The organism is Novosphingobium sp. EMRT-2 (genome assembly GCF_005145025.1).
Taxonomy (GTDB): domain Bacteria; phylum Pseudomonadota; class Alphaproteobacteria; order Sphingomonadales; family Sphingomonadaceae; genus Novosphingobium.
On the sequence record NZ_CP039695.1, the window covers coordinates 739,856 to 756,887 of the forward strand.

The 17,032-nt window shown below is 67.8% G+C and carries 15 protein-coding genes; 3 read left to right on the top strand and 12 right to left on the bottom strand.

Going from position 1 to position 17,032, the window contains the following annotated elements:
- Genes FA702_RS03755 through recN form a run of 6 tightly spaced genes read right to left on the bottom strand, consistent with a single transcriptional unit; the run spans position 1 to position 6,037 of the window.
- Positions 1–495: a CinA family protein gene (locus FA702_RS03755; protein WP_210417583.1), complete on the bottom strand. Its 495-nt coding sequence runs from the start codon at positions 493–495 to the stop codon at positions 1–3.
- Complete coding sequence (locus FA702_RS03760) at positions 492–1,118, bottom strand: LysE family translocator (protein WP_136955088.1); 627 nt, start codon at positions 1,116–1,118, stop codon at positions 492–494. The genes FA702_RS03755 and FA702_RS03760 overlap by 4 nt, the downstream gene beginning before the upstream one ends.
- A 5-nt stretch (positions 1,119–1,123) precedes the next feature.
- Positions 1,124–3,250: an NAD-dependent DNA ligase LigA gene (gene ligA / locus FA702_RS03765; RefSeq protein WP_136955089.1), complete on the bottom strand. Its 2,127-nt coding sequence runs from the start codon at positions 3,248–3,250 to the stop codon at positions 1,124–1,126.
- Positions 3,247–3,930: a GNAT family N-acetyltransferase gene (locus FA702_RS03770; RefSeq protein WP_136955090.1), complete on the bottom strand. Its 684-nt coding sequence runs from the start codon at positions 3,928–3,930 to the stop codon at positions 3,247–3,249. The genes ligA and FA702_RS03770 overlap by 4 nt, the downstream gene beginning before the upstream one ends.
- Positions 3,927–4,331 (bottom strand): putative quinol monooxygenase, encoded by a 405-nt coding sequence (locus FA702_RS03775; protein WP_136957255.1) that lies wholly within the window; start codon positions 4,329–4,331, stop codon positions 3,927–3,929. Before FA702_RS03775 ends, FA702_RS03770 begins: the two co-directional genes overlap by 4 nt.
- Positions 4,331–6,037: a DNA repair protein RecN gene (gene recN / locus FA702_RS03780; protein WP_136955091.1), complete on the bottom strand. Its 1,707-nt coding sequence runs from the start codon at positions 6,035–6,037 to the stop codon at positions 4,331–4,333. The genes FA702_RS03775 and recN overlap by 1 nt, the downstream gene beginning before the upstream one ends.
- 141 nt (positions 6,038–6,178) lie before the next feature.
- Between recN and FA702_RS03785 the strand changes: the two genes are divergently transcribed.
- The 3 genes from FA702_RS03785 (at position 6,179) to FA702_RS03795 (ending at position 9,058) form a co-directional block, all read left to right on the top strand.
- On the top strand, positions 6,179–7,099 hold the full coding sequence (locus FA702_RS03785; protein ID WP_255504700.1) for a UDP-2,3-diacylglucosamine diphosphatase: 921 nt from the start codon (positions 6,179–6,181) through the stop codon (positions 7,097–7,099).
- Positions 7,096–8,157 carry a glycosyltransferase family 1 protein gene (locus tag FA702_RS03790; protein WP_136955092.1) on the top strand — a complete coding sequence of 354 codons (1,062 nt, stop codon included), beginning with the start codon at positions 7,096–7,098 and terminating at the stop codon, positions 8,155–8,157. Before FA702_RS03785 ends, FA702_RS03790 begins: the two co-directional genes overlap by 4 nt.
- A 94-nt stretch (positions 8,158–8,251) precedes the next feature.
- Positions 8,252–9,058, top strand: coding sequence for an enoyl-CoA hydratase/isomerase family protein (locus tag FA702_RS03795; RefSeq protein ID WP_136955093.1), 807 nt, complete (start codon positions 8,252–8,254; stop codon positions 9,056–9,058).
- Positions 9,059–9,097: 39 nt separating this feature from the next.
- Here the strand turns inward: FA702_RS03795 and FA702_RS03800 are convergent, their stop codons facing one another.
- The 6 genes from FA702_RS03800 to FA702_RS03825 all read right to left on the bottom strand — a co-directional run bounded on the left by FA702_RS03800 (position 9,098) and on the right by FA702_RS03825 (position 16,963).
- On the bottom strand, positions 9,098–9,907 hold the full coding sequence (locus FA702_RS03800; RefSeq protein ID WP_136955094.1) for an outer membrane protein assembly factor BamD: 810 nt from the start codon (positions 9,905–9,907) through the stop codon (positions 9,098–9,100).
- Between the two features lie 84 nt (positions 9,908–9,991).
- Positions 9,992–10,426 (bottom strand): Rrf2 family transcriptional regulator, encoded by a 435-nt coding sequence (locus tag FA702_RS03805; RefSeq protein ID WP_136955095.1) that lies wholly within the window; start codon positions 10,424–10,426, stop codon positions 9,992–9,994.
- A gap of 68 nt (positions 10,427–10,494) precedes the next feature.
- Entirely contained in the window at positions 10,495–14,121 is a 3,627-nt protein-coding gene (locus tag FA702_RS03810; protein ID WP_136955096.1) for a hydantoinase B/oxoprolinase family protein, read from the bottom strand.
- Between the two features lie 147 nt (positions 14,122–14,268).
- Positions 14,269–14,658 carry a cytochrome c family protein gene (locus FA702_RS03815; RefSeq protein WP_136955097.1) on the bottom strand — a complete coding sequence of 130 codons (390 nt, stop codon included), beginning with the start codon at positions 14,656–14,658 and terminating at the stop codon, positions 14,269–14,271.
- Between the two features lie 147 nt (positions 14,659–14,805).
- A complete protein-coding gene (locus FA702_RS03820) occupies positions 14,806–15,267 on the bottom strand; it encodes a MarR family winged helix-turn-helix transcriptional regulator (RefSeq protein WP_136955098.1) in 462 nt (153 codons plus the stop codon).
- A gap of 226 nt (positions 15,268–15,493) precedes the next feature.
- The gene (locus FA702_RS03825) at positions 15,494–16,963 is read right to left on the bottom strand and encodes an ATP-binding protein (RefSeq protein WP_136955099.1); all 1,470 of its coding nucleotides are present in this window, start codon (positions 16,961–16,963) and stop codon (positions 15,494–15,496) included.
- Between the last annotated feature and the right edge of the window lie 69 nt (positions 16,964–17,032).

The window sequence follows — 17,032 nt, forward strand, 5'->3', positions numbered from 1 at the left end:
TCAGCGCGCCACCAGCGTATCACGCAGCAGCGCCAGTCCGGCGCGGGCAAAGGCACCCATGTTGGCCAGCCGCTCCTCGCTGCCGGTTGAGATCGTGGCGGAAGCCGAAACGCCCGGCCCGACCACCGCCACGGCGCTGGTGCCCGAAGGCACGCCCAGCGGGTGCGTGCCCGGACCCGCCGCGCCGGTTTCGGCCAGCCCCCAGTCCGCGCCATAGCGCTTGCGGATCAGGTCCGCCTGCGCCAGCGCGTAGCTTTCCGTGGCCGAGGTCAGCCCGCGCAGCGATCCCGGCTCGTGGCCCAGCACGATCCGCCGGCCTTTCAGCGTGTAGATCACGCCGCTGCCGAGGAAGAACGCCGACGCCCCCGGCATCGCCAGCAGCCCGGCCGACATCAGCCCGCCGGTCGCGCCGTCGACCACGGCCAGCGTCTCGCCCCGCGCCTTCAACAGCGCGCCGGCTTCCGCACCGATCGCGGCAAGGTCCTCGATCGTCACGCGCGCGATCCCACCAGCGCCAGCCCGAAGGCCACGAAGATGCTGCCCGTCACACGGTTGAACGCCTTCTTCAGCCCCGGCCGCGTCAGGAACCCGGCAATGCCCCGGCCGCCCAGCGCATAGACGAAGTACCACGAGATCTCGATCACCGAGAACGTCAGCACCATCACGCCGAACTGCGGCAGCTTGGGCTGCGTGGCATCGATGAACTGCGGCAGGAAGGCCGCCGCGAACAGCAGCGCCTTGGGATTGCTGATCCCGATGACGAAGGCGGTGCGGAACACGCGCCAGGTCGACAGGCCCCGTTCGACCTCGCCCTCGCCAATATCGATGGCGGCATCGTCCGCCGTCCACGACCGGTAGCCGAGATAGACGAGGTAGGCCGCGCCGGCATAGCGCAGCACGGTGAATACGCCCGGAATCGCCAGCAGCAGCGCGCTCAACCCCAGCGCCGAGGCCGTCAGCAAGCCGAACACCGCCACGAAACATCCCGCCATCGCCGCGAACGACCGGGCCAGCCCCAGTTCGACGCTGCGCGCCATGACGTGCAGCATGTTCGGCCCCGGCGTCGCCGAAACGAAGAAAACGGTGACCGCATAGAGCCACCAGGTATGCCAGGCCATCATTCCTATCCCGCGTTCCGGACGATGTCGGCCCAGGCCGCCTCGTCGATTACCTCTATGCCGAGTTCGGCGGCTTTCTTCAGCTTGCTGCCCGCGCCCGGCCCCGCCACGATCAGGTCGGTCTTGGCGGACACAGACCCCGCCGCCCGCGCGCCCAGCGCCTCGGCCTGCGCCTTGGCCTCGTCGCGGCTCATCGTTTCGAGCTTGCCGGTGAAGACTACGGTCTTGCCGGCGACCGCGCTGTCCTTGGTTTCAACGACATAGTCCGGCGGCGAGACTTCGGACAGCAGATCGTCCCACACCGCCACGTTGTGCGGCTCGTGGAAGAAATCGCCCAGCGCCTCGACCACCACCGGCCCCACGCCATCGATGGATAGCAATTCGGCCCTCGCTTCGAGCACTTCGGGCAACAGGGCATCGGGAGCCTCCGCGTCCGGCTGCACTGGCGCGAAAGGCGAATGTGCCCGCTCCACTACCGCCCGCAGCTTCGGCAGCGTCACGAACCGCTTCATCAGGTCGCGCGCGGTCACCGCGCCTACGTGGCGGATGCCCAGGCCGAACAGCAGGCGCGCGGCGTCGGGCCGGCGCTTGGCTTCGATCGCCATCAACAGGTTATCGACAGACTTGTCCTTCCAGCCCTCGCGCCCCACGATGTCCTCGCGGCGCTGGCGCAGGCGGTAGATGTCGGCCGGGCTTTCCAGCCAGCCGAGCGCGAAGAACTCGGAGATCGTCTTCTCGCCCAGCCCCTCGATGTCGAGCGCGGCGCGGCTGACGAAGTGCCGGAGCCGTTCGGTGCGCTGCGCCGGGCAGATCAGCCCCCCGGTGCAGCGGACATCGACCTCGCCTTCCTCCGCAACGGCTTCGGAGCCGCATTCGGGGCAGTGATCGGGAAAAGCATAGGGATCGCGCAGTTCGTCGCGGGTAACGTTCTCAACCACCTGCGGGATCACGTCGCCCGCGCGCTGCAGCACCACGCGATCGCCAACGCGCACGCCTAGCCGGCCGATCTCGTCGCGGTTGTGCAGGGTGACGTTGGTGACGGTGACGCCGCCGACCAGCACGGGCTTCAGCCGTCCCACCGGCGTCAGCTTGCCGGTGCGGCCGACCTGGATGTCGATCGCTTCCAGCGTCGTCTCGGCGCGTTCGGCAGGGAACTTGTGCGCCATGCCCCAGCGTGGGGCCTTGGCGACGAAGCCCAGGCGCTGCTGCCAGTCCAGCCGGTCGACCTTATAGACCACGCCGTCGATGTCATAGGGCAGGTCCGCGCGGGCCTGCTGGATCGCACGGTAATGCGCCAGCATCTCTGCCGTGCCGCCGCAGCGAACAAGCAGCGGCGAAACCGGCACGCCCCAGCGCTCGATCCGCTTCATCATCGCGAACTGCGTCGGCTCCGGCACCTCGCTCGCCGCGCCCCAGCCGTGGGCCAAGAAACGCAGAGGCCGGCTGGCGGTGACGCTCGCATCCTTCTGGCGCAGCGATCCCGCTGCCGCGTTGCGCGGGTTGGCGAAAATCTTCTCGTCTTTCTCCGCCTGCGCGGCATTGAGCGCGAGGAAATCGGCCTTGGCCATATAGACCTCGCCCCGTATCTCGAACACGGCGGGGATGTCGAACAGGCCATCGCCCTTCAGGTCCTGCGGAATGTCGCGGATATGCGTGACGTTGGCGGTCACGTCCTCGCCCACCTGCCCGTCGCCGCGCGTGGCGGCGCGGACGAGATGCCCGTTCTCGTAGCGCAGCGAGCAGGAGAGACCGTCGATCTTGTCCTCGGCGGTCATCACGACTTCCGCGTCATCCGGCAGCGCCAGGAAGCGCCGCACGCGCGCGACGAATTCCGCGACCTCCTCGTCCGAGAACGCGTTGTCGAGGCTCATCATGCGAACCTCGTGCGCCACCTTGGACAGGGGCGAAGCGCTGACCTCGTGCCCCACCGCGTTGGTCGGGCTATCGGCGCGGACCAGGTGCGGGAACGCCGCTTCCAGTTCGGCGTTGCGGCGGACCAGCGCGTCGTATTCCGCGTCGGGTATCTCGGGCGCGTCCTCCGCGTGATAGAGCTTGTTGGCACGGTTGATGGCGCGCGCCAGCCGCATCAGTTCGTTGGCGACATCGGCCTCGCTCATGCCTTCCACGCTCATGCCGCCTTCCCCAGAACCGTCACCACCAGTTCGCGCCGCGCCCGGTATCCGAGCGTTTCATAGAGCGCGATCGCCCCCGCATTGGCGGCATAAGCGTGCAGGAACGGCGTTTCGCCCCGCGCCGCAAAGCCCGCCATGACGCGCAGGATCAGCCGGCGCGCCAGCCCCTGCCCGCGAAATTCGGGATAGGTGCAGACCCCGCTCAGTTCGGCGAAGCCATCGGCGGGCTTGAAGCGTTCGCCGGCCATGGCGATCAACCGCCCTTCCCGCCGGATCCCGTAATAGGTGCCATAACGGTGCGTCAGCGTGCTCCATGGCCCCGGCGCGGTGGCACTGGCGATGGCCGCCATTTCGCCAGCGTCATTCTCCCCGAGCATCGCGATCCCATCATCGTTCCCGACCTCGGGCAGGGGGTCATCGGCCACCATCTGGAGCACGGGCCCGGTGCGCAGGACCACCATTCCCGCCGGGGGTTCGACCAGTTCAGGTTCCACCAGCCAGATTTCCTCTCCGGCCTCCCCCAGCACCCCGACAAGTGCACCGGTCCGCCCCGGAGCGCAGGCCGCGAACGGCCCGTAGCGCGGATCGATCCGGACCACCCCGTCGTCGCCGGAAGCGAGCGCGGAGAGGCGGCCACGCAGCGAGTTCCACACCGGCCGGTCAAGCGGATGCGCCGTCATTCCGGCGCGGCTCCGCCAACGGGCGACACTTCGGCACGCGCGCCGAAACCGGCGATTATCGGCCGCGCCTTGCGGATCGCTTCCTGCACCTGCGGCAGATGCAGGCTCGCCTTGTGCGAAGCCTCGTCCTTCCAGACTTCGGTTATCCAGATCGCGTCCGCATCCCCGCGGTCCTTCCACACGCGATAGCCGAGATTGCCCGGCATCTCCGCGCTTCCCTCGATCAGATAGCCGATCAGTTCGTCGCGGCGGCCGGGCGCGGCCTTCATCTGCCCGATCAGGCCATAGACCTGCGATTCGTCGATTTCTTCCATGGTATGCGCTTCCACTTTCCCCGCGCGGCCAGACAGGAGCATGGCGGCGGCGGCCCCGCCGATCATCGTGCGCCGGCTGACGAACATCACGCCTGCTCCAGCAGCCGGTCGGCCTGCGCCCGCGCTTCGGCGGTGATCTCCGCGCCGGACAGCATCCGTGCGATTTCCTCCTGCCGGCCAGCGGCATCAAGCAGCACCACCGACGTTCGCGTCACGATGCCCTGGCTGGACTTGGCGATCAGGTAATGCGCGTTGCCACGCGCGGCGACCTGCGGGCTGTGTGTGACCGCCAGAAGCTGTCCGCCGCCCCGACCGTTATTGTGCGCCAGCCGTGCCAGCCGTTCGCCGATCGCGCTGGCAACCGCGCCGCCCACGCCCCGGTCGATCTCGTCGAAGATTACCGTCGCCGCGCCGCCTTCCTCGGCCAGCGCCACCTTGAGTGCCAGGATGAAGCGCGAAAGCTCGCCGCCGCTGGCGATCTTGCCCAGCGGCGCGAAATCCGCGCCGGGGTTGGTCGCGATCAGGAATTCCACCGCGTCGATACCACCCGGCCCCCAGCGGTCCTCGGGCAGGCGGAGAACGGCGGTATGGAACCGGGCGGCGTCCAGCTTGAGCGGCACCAGTTCGGCGGCCACCGCCTTGTCCAGCCGGCGCGCGGCATCGGCGCGGGTGACGGACAACGCTTCGGCCTTGGCGCGATAGTCCAGCCCCGCCTCCTGCGCCGCGCGCTGCAACGCGCCGATCTGCGCTTCCCCGCCTTCGATGGCATCGAGCGCCAGACGCATCTCGTGCATCCGGTGGGGCAGTTCATCGGGCGTGCAGCCATGCTTGCGCGCCGCGCCGCGCAGGTCGAACAGCCGCGTCTCGATCCGGTCGAGCGCCTGCGGATCATGCGCCAGCGCTTCCGCCGCCGCCGAGAGCTTGTCCTCCGCCTCGCTCGCCTCGATCACGGCGCGGTCCAGCGCCTCGAGCGCTTCGGCCAGCAGCGGATGCTCCGCCGCGATGCGATCGAGCCGCCGCGCCGCCGCGCGCAACGAAGCCAGCGCGGAATCGGACCCGGCCCACAAATGCTGTAATTCGGCGAGATCGCCGGACAGCCGCTCGCCCTTCTGCATCGCCGCACGCTGGAGCGCGAGGTCTTCCTCCTCGCCGATCACCGGCGCCAGCGTGGTTAGTTCCGCAAGATGGGCGAGCAACAGATCCTGCTCCGCCATCGCCGCTTCCACCCGCGCCCTGGCGGTCGCGAGCGCGGTTTCGGCACCGCGCCACTTGTCCCAGGCGGCGGCCACGGCCCCCGTATCGGCACGGGCATAGCGATCGAGCAACAGGCGGTGCCCGCGCGCGTTGACCAATCCCCGATCGTCATGCTGCCCATGCAGTTCGACCAGCGCCGGCGCGATTTCGCGTAGGAGCGCCACGCCCACCGGCTGGTCGTTGATAAAGGCCTTGCTGCCCCCGCCAGTTCCGGTCCCGGCATCGCCGCTCGCCGCGCGCAGCCGCCGGCGAACGATCAGCGGTTCGCCCGGTTCGATCTCCACGTCCGCTTCGGCCAGCGCATGGCGGATCGGATCGGGCAGGCGATCGAACTCGAACGTGGCGGTCACGCTGGCCTGATCCTCGCCCGCGCGCACAAGGCCGGCATCGGCCCGATCGCCCAGCACGAGTCCCAGCGCATCGAGCAGGATCGACTTGCCCGCGCCGGTCTCACCGGTGAGCACGCCGAGTCCGCTTGGAAACGCAAGGTCCAGTGCCTCGATAAGCACGATGTTGCGGATGGATAGTCCGGTCAGCATGGGCGACCGTTCTTAGCCGTTCGGAAACGCGCCGTCACCATCCGTTCACGGCTTGTTTCAGCCCTGTGACACCACGCCACACACCCGCAACCTGATTGGGGCAAGGGATTCGCTGAAAGCAACCGCAAAGGAGGCACGGCCATGCCCAAGCAACGCCAAGCCAAGCCAGCGTTCCGGCCCACGTTCCAGACGGTCACCGAACTTGCCACTTCCGTTCCGGCGTGGCTGGACTTGCCCGAACCGCGCGGCTTCCGCCCCAAGCGCAAGGTCCGGACGGTATGGATTTCCGACATCCACCTTGGCACGCGCGGCTGCAACGCGGCGATGCTGCTCGATTTCCTCGCCTCCATCGAATGCGAAACGCTCTATCTCGTGGGCGACATCGTCGATGGCTGGCGGTTGAAAAAGGGCTGGTACTGGCCCGACGCCCATAACGAGGTGATCCGCCGCGTGCTCAAGATGGCGCATCGCGGCACGCGCGTGGTGCTGATCGCGGGCAACCATGACGAGATGCTGCGCCCTTACGCGGGGATGAGCTTCGGCGGCGTGGAACTGGCGCTGGAAGCGATCCACACCACCGCCGACGGGCGCCGCCTGCTGGTGACTCATGGCGACGGCTTTGACGGCGTGGTGCTCTATGCCCGCTGGCTCGCCTTCCTGGGCGACAAGGCCTACGAATTCCTGCTGCGCGCGAACCGCTGGTTCAACCTGCTGCGCCGCCAGTTCAAGCTGCCCTACTGGTCGCTTTCGGCCTACCTCAAGAAGCGCGTGAAGAACGCGGTCCAGTTCGTCTGCGACTTCGAGGAAGCGGTGGCCCACGCGGCGCGCGAACAGGGCGTGGACGGCGTGGTCTGCGGCCACATCCACTGCGCCGAGATCCGCCAGATCGGCGATGTGACCTACTACAACGACGGCGACTGGGTCGAAAGCTGCACCGCGCTGGTCGAGGATCACCAGGGCGCGATCGCCATCGTCGACTGGGCGGCGGAAACGCGCGAGGCCGAGATGAAGCACGGCAAGACCCTCACCCCGTCCACCGCGCGCGAGGAGGAACCGGCATGAGGATCGCGATCTGCACCGACGCCTGGCACCCGCAGGTCAACGGCGTCGTCCGCACCCTGTCCACCACGGTGGATCGCCTGAACGCGCGCGGGCACGAGGTCGAGCTTATCACGCCCAGCCAGTTCCGCACGCTGCCCCTGCCCGGCTACAGCGAAATCCGGCTGGCGATGGCCCCGCGTTTCGGCACGCGGCGCACGCTGAAGGACTTCGCGCCCGATGTCGTTCATATCGCCACGGAAGGGCCGATCGGCTGGAGCGCGCGCGGCTGGTGCAAGAGCACGGGCACGCCCTTCACCACCGCGTTCCACACCCGCTTTCCGGACTATGCGGCTGTTCGCACCGGGCTGGACGCCTCGCACTTCTGGCCGCTGATGCGCCGGTTCCACAACCAATCGCGCGCGGTGCTGGTATCCACGCCCACGCTGGCCGGCGAACTGGCAGCGCAGGGAATCGGACGCGCACGCCTGTGGTCGCGAGGAATCGACCGGTCGCTGTTCCATCCCCGCCACGATCCGCTGCCGGAAATGGCCGCGCTTCCCGGCCCGGTGATGCTCTATGTGGGGCGCGTGGCGGTGGAGAAGAACCTCGAGGCCTTCCTCTCCAGCACGGTCCCGGGCAGCAAAGTCGTGGTCGGTGACGGCCCCGATCTCGTCCGCCTGCGCGAAACCTTTCCCGAAGCGACCTTCCTCGGCGCGCTCGCGGGCGAGCAGCTGGCGCGGGCCTATTGCTCGGCGCAGGTCTTCGTGTTTCCCAGCCGGACCGACACGTTCGGTCTCGTCATGATCGAAGCGCTGGCCTGCGGCCTGCCGGTCGCAGCCTTCCCCGTGCCCGGCCCGCTCGACATCGTGGGTGTGAACGGCCACGGCCCCGGCGGCGATCTTCCCATGCGCGTCGGCGCGCTGCGCGATAATCTGGATCACGCGATCGCCGATGCCCTGCGCTGCGACCGGCTGGGCGCCGCGGTCCATGGCGCGAGCTACAGCTGGGATCGGGCGACCGACCAGTTCCTGACGGCGCTGACCGAGGCGCACCGGCAACCTGTCGCCGCCTTCGCCTGACGCGTACCCAAGGGGGAGCCGTTCGCAGGCGCGCTCCCCCTTCCATCCTGCCCGGCCTTTCCTCTACGCTTTGCGGCAGGGAGGATTCGTATTCATGGCGGAACGCTACAACACCATCACCATCGAAAGCCGCGGGCCGGTCGACTGGCTAACGCTGAACCGGCCCGAGGCCATGAACGCCATCTCGCTGGAGATGGTGCGCGAACTCAACGACTATTTCGGCGGGCTCTACAACGATGGATCGGTGCGCATCGTGGTGATGCGCGGGGCGGGCCGGGCGTTCTGCGCCGGGCTGGACATCAAGGAGCGCAGCGAGGACGAGCGCGCCGCCATTCCCTTTGGCGGCGGCTTCGGCTTCCAGGGCTATCTGGCCGATGTCTATGTGAAGATGCGGCGCTGTCCGCAGCCGATCATCGCGCTGGTCCAGGGCCCCGCATGCGGCGGCGGTTTCGCCTTCGCGCTGGCTTCGGACATTCGCATCGCCGGCGAAAGCGCCCGGATGAACGCGGCTTTCATCCGGCTAGGCCTGTCATCGTGCGACATGGGCGTCAGCTATTTCCTGCCGCGCCTCGTCGGCGTTTCGGTCGCCTCCGAACTCATGCTGACCGGCCGTTTCATCCACGCGCCGCGCGCGCTGGCGACCGGGCTGGTGTCCGAAGTAGTTCCCGATGAACGGCTGGACGATGCCGCGCAGTCCTATATCGACGAAATGCTGATGGCGTCGCCGAAGGGCCTGCGCATGACCAAGGAAGGGCTCAACCTTGCGGTCGATGCCCCGAGCCTCGAAGCGGCGATGGCCATCGAGAATCGCAACCAGATCATGACATCGAGCAGCCCGAACTTCGCCGAAGGCATGCGGGCTTTCATCGAGAAGCGCAAACCGGTTTACGTTCCGGACTGAGCAAGGCTCCGGGGCGGGCTCACCCGCTCCGGATCGCGATCAGGCGGCGTTGGTGCCGGGGGCCTTGCTGTTCATCAGGCGATAGGCCTTCTGATACCATTCGCTGCCGGGATAGTTGTTGCCCAGCACAGCCGCCGCCTTCTGCGCTTCTTCCGGCACGCCGAGGGCCAGATAGCTTTCGACCAGACGATAGAGCGCTTCGGGCGTGTGGCTGGTCTGCTGGTACTTGTCGACCACCACGCGGAACCGCAGGGTGCCGGCCAGCCACTTGCCGCTGCGCTGGTAGAAGCGGCCGATCTCCATTTCCTTGCCGGCCAAGTGATCGTTCACCAGATCCATCTTCAGCCGCGCGTCGGTGGCGTAATCGGTATTCGGGAAACGGCGCATCACTTCGTTGAGCGCGGTCTGCGCCTGCAGGGTGATCTTCTGGTCGCGCGTCACGTCGCTGATCTGCTCGTAATAGCACAGCGCGATCAGGTAGTAGGCGTAGGGCGCGTCCTTGTTGCCGGGGTGAATCGACAGGAAGCGCTGGGCCGATTGCGTCGCCTTGGCGTAATCGCGCGCGGCATAGTAACTGAACGCGCTCATCAACTGCGCGCGGCGCGCCCAGGGCGAATAGGGATGCTGGCGCTCCACTTCGTCGAACAGCGCCGCCGCCTGCTTGGCATTGCCCTGGTCCAGCCGTTCCTTGGCCGCCATGTAGAGCGTATCGACGTCCCGCGCGACATAGGCCACGTCCTTCTTGGAACGCGCGCCGCCGGCGCAACCGGCGGTCAGCCCAAGGGCGGCGGTGGCGGCGGCGAGAACGGCAATCCGCAGCGGGGTGCGGCCATGGGCGATAAACGTCATGGCAGCCCTATAACCAGCGCCCCCATGAACGCCAAGTGAAGTTCTGCATGCATCGATTTCAGGACGTGACGGCCCACGCGAAGATCACGCCTCCTCGAACGGAGGGATCACCGCAATCGGATCGGCCAGCGTGATCCGGTCCAGCATAGCCGCCATTTCATCGCGCAACTGGAGCATCAGGCCCCGCAACCGGCATTCGGCCTCCGGCAGGCAATTGGTGCAGGTTTCATGCGCGTTGCGGCTGGCGCACGGAACCAGCGCAAGGCTGCCCCGCGTCAGGCGGATGATGTCGCCATAGCGGATGTCCACCGGCGGAAGGGCCAGTTCGTATCCCCCTTCGCGCCCGCGCTGCGAAACGACGATTCCCTCGCGCGCCATTTCCGAGAGAATCACGGTCAGGAACTTGCGCGGGATGTTCTGCGCATCGGCAATGGCATCCAGCCGCACCGGACCCTGTCCGAAGGTATCGGCAAGATGCTGCAAGGCCCTGATCGTGTAGCGCGTCTTCTGCGACAGCATGGAGACACAAAAGCGCCTCGCACCCGAAAGTCAATCGCGGCGGTAGAAAACCTTGTCTAATCCACGATTCACGGCGTGCCGCGTTCCCGATCGGGCGCGCCATACCCGCCGCCGCCCGGCGTTTCGATCACGAAGACATCGCCTGGCTCCAGCGTGGCCGAAGCGGTTGCCGGCAGAACCTCGACACGACCATCCGCGCGCTCGATCCCATTGCGCCCGGTTTGTCCGTCCGCGCCACCCTGCAGGCCGAACGGCGGCACGATCCGGCGGTTCGACAGGATGCCGGCCTCCATCGCTCCGAGAAAGCGCACTCTGCGCACCGCGCCATCGCCGCCACGATGATGGCCGGCCCCGCCCGAGCCGCGCCGGATGGAGAACTCCTCCAGCAGCACGGGGAACCGCGTTTCCAGCACTTCGGGATCGGTCAGGCGGCTGTTGGTCATGTGCGTCTGCACCACCGCCGTTCCGTCGAAATCCGGCCCCGCGCCCGATCCGCCGGCGATCGTCTCGTAATACTGGTGGCGCGCATTGCCGAAGGTGAAGTTGTTCATCGTCCCCTGCGCCCCCGCCATCGCGCCCAGCGCACCGAACAGCGCGTCGGTCACGACCTGGCTGGTCTCGACGTTCCCGGCCACCACGGCGGCGGGCGCTTGCGGGCGGAGCATCGACCCTTCGGGCACCACCACGGTCAGCGGGCGCAGGCACCCTTCGTTCATCGGCACCGCATCGTCGATCAGCGTGCGCACAACATAGAGCACGGCGGCGCGCACGACCGGCAGCGGCGCGTTGAAATTGTCGCCCAGTTGCGGGCTGGAGCCGGTGAAATCGACCGTGGCATGGCGGGCCGCGCGATCGATCGCCACGCTCACGGCAACCTGCGCGCCGTTATCCATCGCATAGGTGAAGCTCCCGTCGGCCAGCCGGTCGAGCAGCGCGCGCACCGCCGCCTCGGCATGGTCCTGCACATGCCCCATATAGGCATCGACCACCGCCCTGCCCTGTTCAGCAGCGATGCGGCGCAGTTCGGAAGCCCCCCGCGCGCACGACGCGATCTGCGCCTTCAGGTCCGCGATGTTCTGGTCCACGTTGCGCGAGGGCCAGCGCCCGGACGACAGGCGCGCGCGTAAATCCGCCTCGCACAAGTGCCCTTGGTCCACCAGCAGCACGTTATCGAGCAGCACGCCCTCCTCGTCCAGCGTGCGGCTGCCGGGGGGCATCGATCCCGGCGCGATCCCGCCGATGTCGGCATGATGGCCACGCGCGGCGACGAACCAGGCCGGCGCCGCATCGCCCTCTTCGGCAAACACCGGCATCACCACCGTCACGTCGGGCAGATGGGTGCCGCCATCATACGGCGCGTTGAGAACATAGGCATCGCCGGGGCGCAGCCCGCGTCCGTCCCGCCCCTCCCCGCGCCGGGCCAGCACGGTGCGCACGCTTTCGCCCATCGATCCCAGATGCACGGGCATGTGCGGCGCATTGGCGATCAGGCTGCCTGCGCGGTCGAACAGCGCGCAGGAGAAATCGAGCCGCTCACGGATGTTGACCGACGAGGCGCTGTGCTGAAGCGCCGCGCCCATTTCCTCGGCCACGGCCATGAACAGCCCGCTCATGATCTCCAGCCGCACCGGATCGAGCACGGTATCCGCCGCGCAATCCACCGCGCGCGGCTGCGCCCGGCGCAGGATGAGGTTGCCGATGGCGTCGACTTCCACGCGCCAGCCCGGTTCGACCACCGTCGTCGATACCGGATCGACGATCAGCGCCGGCCCCGTCGCGGTGAAGCCGCAGGCCAAATTCTCGCGCCGGTAGAGCGGGGTAGCATGCCGTTCGCCGCCGGTGAACATCGAGACGGTGCCGGCTGGCGGCCCTGAGCGTTCGGGCAGGACCGCCACCGGCACGTCGGCATGGTCCGAGGCGGCCACCGCCTCGACCCGCACGGCTTCCGCCAAGATCCCACCTTCGGGCGCGAAGCCGAACCGGCGCTGCCAGTCCGCCGCGAAGGCAGCCCGCATCGCCTCGAGCGGTGCAAAAGCCACTTCGATCGTGTTCTCGGTGCCCTGCGGCCGCAGGTGGAGCGTCACCTCGCGCCGCAGGTGAGCCCCCTCGACATGGCCAGCGACCAGTTCGGCCTCCGCCGCATCGCCCAGCAGGCCAACCGTCCGAGCGATGGCAGCCGCCCCCTCCGCATCCAGGAGGCACCCCAGCGTGGCCTCGCACACCACGCGCCGGTCGGCAAGGCCCATGCCATAGGCGGAGAGCACGCTCGCCAGCGGATGGCACTGCACGGTATCGATCCCCAGCGCATCCGCCACCAGGCAGGCATGCTGCCCGCCCGCGCCGCCGAAACAGGCAAGCGTAGCACGGGTGACGTCATGGCCCCGGCGCACGGAAATCGCCTTGATCGCGTTGGCCATGTTGGCGACGGCAATGCGCAGGAAGCCTTCGGCAGCCTGCTCGGGCGAAACCGCGCGCCCGGTCGCCGCGCGGACCTGCGCGGTCAGTTCGGCGAAACGGCGCTCCACCGCGTCACGATCGAGCGGTTCATTGCCATCCGGGCCGAACACATGCGGGAAATGATCGGGTTGCAGCTTGCCCAGCAAGAGGTTGCAATCGGTCACCGCCAGCGGCCCGCCGCGCCGGTAGCACGCCGGCCCCGGCACCGCGCCCGCCGATTCCGGGCCGACCAGGAAGCGGACGCCATCGAAACGGCAGATCGAACCGCCGCCCGCCGCCACGGTGTGAATGCGCATCATCGGCGCGCGGATGCGTGATCCCGCCACCCGCGCCTCGGCCTCGCGCTCATAGCTGCCGGCGTAGTACGAAACGTCGGTCGACGTGCCGCCCATGTCGAAGCCCACGACTTGCGCGAAACCCGCCGCTTTGGCCGTGGCCGCCATGCCGACGATGCCTCCGGCCGGGCCGGAGAGCACGGCGTCTTTGCCGTGGAACGCCTCGCCGGCGGCAAGCCCGCCGCTCGATTGCATGTAGAGCGCCGCGACCGCCGGTCCCAGCCCCGCTTCCAGCCCGGCGATATAGCGGCGCAGGACGGGCGACAGGTAGGCGTCGACCACGGTCGTATCCCCCCGCGCGATCAGCTTGATCAGCGGGGCGACGCGGTGGCTGACCGAAATCTGCGCGAACCCCACCTCCGCCGCGATACGGGCGAGCGCGGCCTCGTGCGCCGGATACTTCCAGCCGTGCATCAGCACGATCGCGATGGCGCGCAGCCCGCCATCGAACGCGGACTGCAACGCGGCACGGGCCTTGTCCTCGTCCAACGTAGCCAGCACCGTGCCATCGGCCATGACCCGTTCGTCGATTTCCGCGACCTGCGCGAACAGGGGCGCCGGCAGATCGATCCGGCGCGCGAAAATGTCGGGCCGTTCCTGCGTACCGATGCGCAGGGCATCGCCGAACCCGCGCGTGATCGCCAGCAGCGTCGGCTCGCCCTTGCGTTCGAGCAGGGCGTTGGTGGCAACGGTCGTGCCCAGCCGCAGTTCGGCGGGCGGCAAGGCGGTGCCTGGTGGTACCCCGGTCAGCCGGCGCATCGCCTCCACTGCCGCGTCGTCATAACGGCCGGGGTCTTCGGACAGGAGTTTTGCGCGGTGCAACCCGCCATCGGGCGCAATCGCCACGACATCGGTGAAAGTGCCGCCGCGATCGACCCAGAATCGCCAGGTTTCTTCCGTCATGCACCCGCCTTAACCGCTTGAAATCCGGCTGGCACTATCCTGACCGATCGTTTGCCAGAGGAACCTGCGCTCAAACCGGCCGATGCGGGTGCAAAAGCAAGCGGCCCGGCGCGCACGCACCGGGCCGCTCAGACGTTCCTCGATGGATCAGCGCGCGGCCTGTTGCAGATAGGCAATCAGGTCGGCGCGATCCTGCGGATTGGGGAGGCCGGCAAAAGCCATGCGCGTGCCCGGCACGAACCGGGTAGGCGAGGTGAGGAAGGCATCGAGCGTGGTCTTGTTCCACGTCACGTTCTTGGCCTTCATCTGCGCCGAATAGTTGAAGTTCGCCATCGCGGCCGACTTGCGGCCAACGATGCCCTTCAGCGACGGCCCCAGGCGCGTGGCGCCGGTATTGAGATCGTGGCAGGCGGCGCAACGGGCAAACACGGTACGACCCCGCGCCGCGTCACCCGCAGGCCCGGAAGGAGCGGCCGATGCCGCCGACGCGGCGATACCAACGGCGGCCAGAACGGCCATCACGGCAACAAACTTCATCAACGCACTCCCCAAAAATGCCTTGTGGCCAAAATGCTTCGTGGCCAAGCTGCCCCAGCGGGGCTGACCCACGCATGAACGGATACAACGGCTTGGCGGCGCTGCCTAAACCCTATTGAGCGATTTTCGCAAGCCGGCAGTCGGCGCTCAATCCTTGGCAGGCGCTGACGTGCAGACCTTGATGACCAGACGGAACAGTTCCGCGCGTTCGTCTTCCGAAAGGCAGGCGGTCAGTTCCCGTTCGTGCGCAGCGATGATCTCACGCGCTTGTTCCAGCACCCGCTCACCATCCTCGGTGATCCACAGCCCGCCGGCACGACGATCCAGCTTCGATGGCTCGTTCACCACGTAGCCGTTCTTGGTCAATTGCCGCACGAACTGGTGAACCGTGGGCCTTTCGATCTGGAAGAAGCGCGAAAGGTCCGATTGTTTCACGCCAGGATTGGCGTTTGTCAGCCACAGGATCGCGACCTGCTTGGGCGTAACCTTCAGGACATCCAGCTGCCGTTCCAGCCGCGAGATGAACAGGGAATTGGCGGTTCCGATATGGACGCCCAGAATGGCGTCCATCCCGTCAACCAGCAGCCCCGCCGCTGTTCCCGACGCCATGGTCACTTCCGAAGCCAACGATCCGATACCTTTCCAGCCGCACCATCCTTAACGAACGATACGGAACAAATGCGCGGTTTCATTAGGGTCACGAAGTGTTTTACGCAAAGCCTTTTGCACCGCACCCAGGTCCACGGGGCGAAACGTGCGCCATTTCAGTACGATCCGGATGCATTTGCGAATGCCGCAAACGCCGTTTTCACGGCTACCATCCGGGTGGAAAGGGTCAGGCTTCCATCGGCGCGGTGGTCAAACCCAGATCCGGAATGCCGATGGAGCGACGCCCGCCATAGTCGGTACGGACCACGATCAGGCCGCTGCGTTCGAGATGTTCCAGCAGGCGGCGGATGCGCCCCGGCGAACGGGTGCCATAGACTTCGGCCAGCTTGTCGTCGTCGGGGCATGGCGTACCCTCCGCCGCCGCGCGCGCCAGCACCAGGAACGGGGCGAGCAGGTCGTCGGGCACGTCGCGCCCGATGCGCAACACGTCCTGCCAGCGCGGCTCGCTATCGTCGGCAATGCCGGCCACCGCCATCGCGAAACGCCGCCGGAACGCCGCCAGATCGATGCCCGTGTCGCCCAGCCGCTGCATCCGGCAGCGCACGGTGAAATCCTGGAAAAGCTGCGCCGCGGGCTGAAACGTGCAGTCCGGCTCCAGCGCCATCTCGGCCAGGATCGCGGCGACATCGGCGGCGGTTTCCTCCTGCGCGAACAGGCTGGGTTCGGCGGGCGGATCGACCTGTTCGGCGGCGGGCACATAGCCCTCGATCCGTTCGAGCAGTTCCCCGCTTTCGACCGGCGCGGCTTCCGGTTCCGGCGCGCGCGGCAGGGCCTCCATCGCCAGCGGTTCGGCCAGCAGCAGCGATTCCATGTCCTGGCCCGAAGCCGAAGGCAGTGGCATCAACCCCTGTACCACGTTGCGCGCGCGGGTCTGCACCTCGCCGATGCGCACCCCCACCGGCCGGCGGCAGATGGCGGGGCCAAGCCCCAGGAAGTGACCGCGCTCCAGATCGCGGATCTGTTCGGCCTGGCGCCGCTCCATGCCCAGCAGATCGGCCGCGCGCGCCATGTCGATGTCGAGGAACGTGCGCCCCATCAGAAAGTTGGACGCCTCGGCGGCGACGTTCTTGGCCAGCTTGGCCAGCCGCTGCGTGGCGATCACCCCGGCCAGGCCGCGCTTGCGCCCCCGGCACATAAGGTTGGTCATCGCCGCCAGCGACAGGCGGCGCACTTCGTCGGTCACGTCGCCCGCGGCGGCGGGGGCGAACATCTGCGCCTCGTCCACCACCACCAGGGCGGGATACCACTCATCGCGCGGAGCATCGAACAGCGTGTTGAGAAACACCGCCGCGCACCGCATCTGCGCTTCCAGCTCCAGCCCGTCGAGCGCCAGGATCACCGAGGCGCGATGCTTGCGGATACGCGCGGCGAGCTTGGCGATCTCGGCCTGATCATAGGCCGATCCATCGACCACGACATGCCCGAACGGCTCGGCCAGCGTGACGAAATCGCCTTCCGGATCGATCACCACCTGCTGGACCAGCGCGGCGCTTTCCTCCAGCATACGGCGCAGCAGGTGCGACTTGCCGGACCCGGAATTGCCCTGCACGAGCAGGCGGGTCGCCAGCAGTTCCTCGACATCGATCCGGACAGGGGCGCCGGACCGGTCGGCGCCGATGATGATGGATGCGCTCACGCCGTGGCTGTGGCCGGGCGGACCTGAGTCGGCAAGGCCGCCGGGGCGATTTGCTGTAGAAAGGTGGGT

Excerpts from the sequence above, each read along its gene's own strand:
- FA702_RS03795 (WP_136955093.1), top strand. The coding sequence starts at position 8,252 with ATGGCGGAACGCTACAACACCATCACCATCGAAAGCCGCGGGCCGGTC.
- FA702_RS03805 (WP_136955095.1), bottom strand. The coding sequence starts at position 10,426 with ATGCTGTCGCAGAAGACGCGCTACACGATCAGGGCCTTGCAGCATCTT.
- FA702_RS03815 (WP_136955097.1), bottom strand. The coding sequence starts at position 14,658 with ATGAAGTTTGTTGCCGTGATGGCCGTTCTGGCCGCCGTTGGTATCGCC.
- ligA (WP_136955089.1), bottom strand. The coding sequence starts at position 3,250 with ATGAGCGTGGAAGGCATGAGCGAGGCCGATGTCGCCAACGAACTGATG.
- FA702_RS03770 (WP_136955090.1), bottom strand. The coding sequence starts at position 3,930 with ATGACGGCGCATCCGCTTGACCGGCCGGTGTGGAACTCGCTGCGTGGC.
- FA702_RS03760 (WP_136955088.1), bottom strand. The coding sequence starts at position 1,118 with ATGGCCTGGCATACCTGGTGGCTCTATGCGGTCACCGTTTTCTTCGTT.
- FA702_RS03785 (WP_255504700.1), top strand. The coding sequence starts at position 6,179 with ATGCCCAAGCAACGCCAAGCCAAGCCAGCGTTCCGGCCCACGTTCCAG.
- FA702_RS03810 (WP_136955096.1), bottom strand. The coding sequence starts at position 14,121 with ATGACGGAAGAAACCTGGCGATTCTGGGTCGATCGCGGCGGCACTTTC.
- FA702_RS03790 (WP_136955092.1), top strand. The coding sequence starts at position 7,096 with ATGAGGATCGCGATCTGCACCGACGCCTGGCACCCGCAGGTCAACGGC.
- FA702_RS03820 (WP_136955098.1), bottom strand. The coding sequence starts at position 15,267 with ATGGCGTCGGGAACAGCGGCGGGGCTGCTGGTTGACGGGATGGACGCC.
- FA702_RS03775 (WP_136957255.1), bottom strand. The coding sequence starts at position 4,331 with ATGTTCGTCAGCCGGCGCACGATGATCGGCGGGGCCGCCGCCGCCATG.
- recN (WP_136955091.1), bottom strand. The coding sequence starts at position 6,037 with ATGCTGACCGGACTATCCATCCGCAACATCGTGCTTATCGAGGCACTG.
- FA702_RS03800 (WP_136955094.1), bottom strand. The coding sequence starts at position 9,907 with ATGACGTTTATCGCCCATGGCCGCACCCCGCTGCGGATTGCCGTTCTC.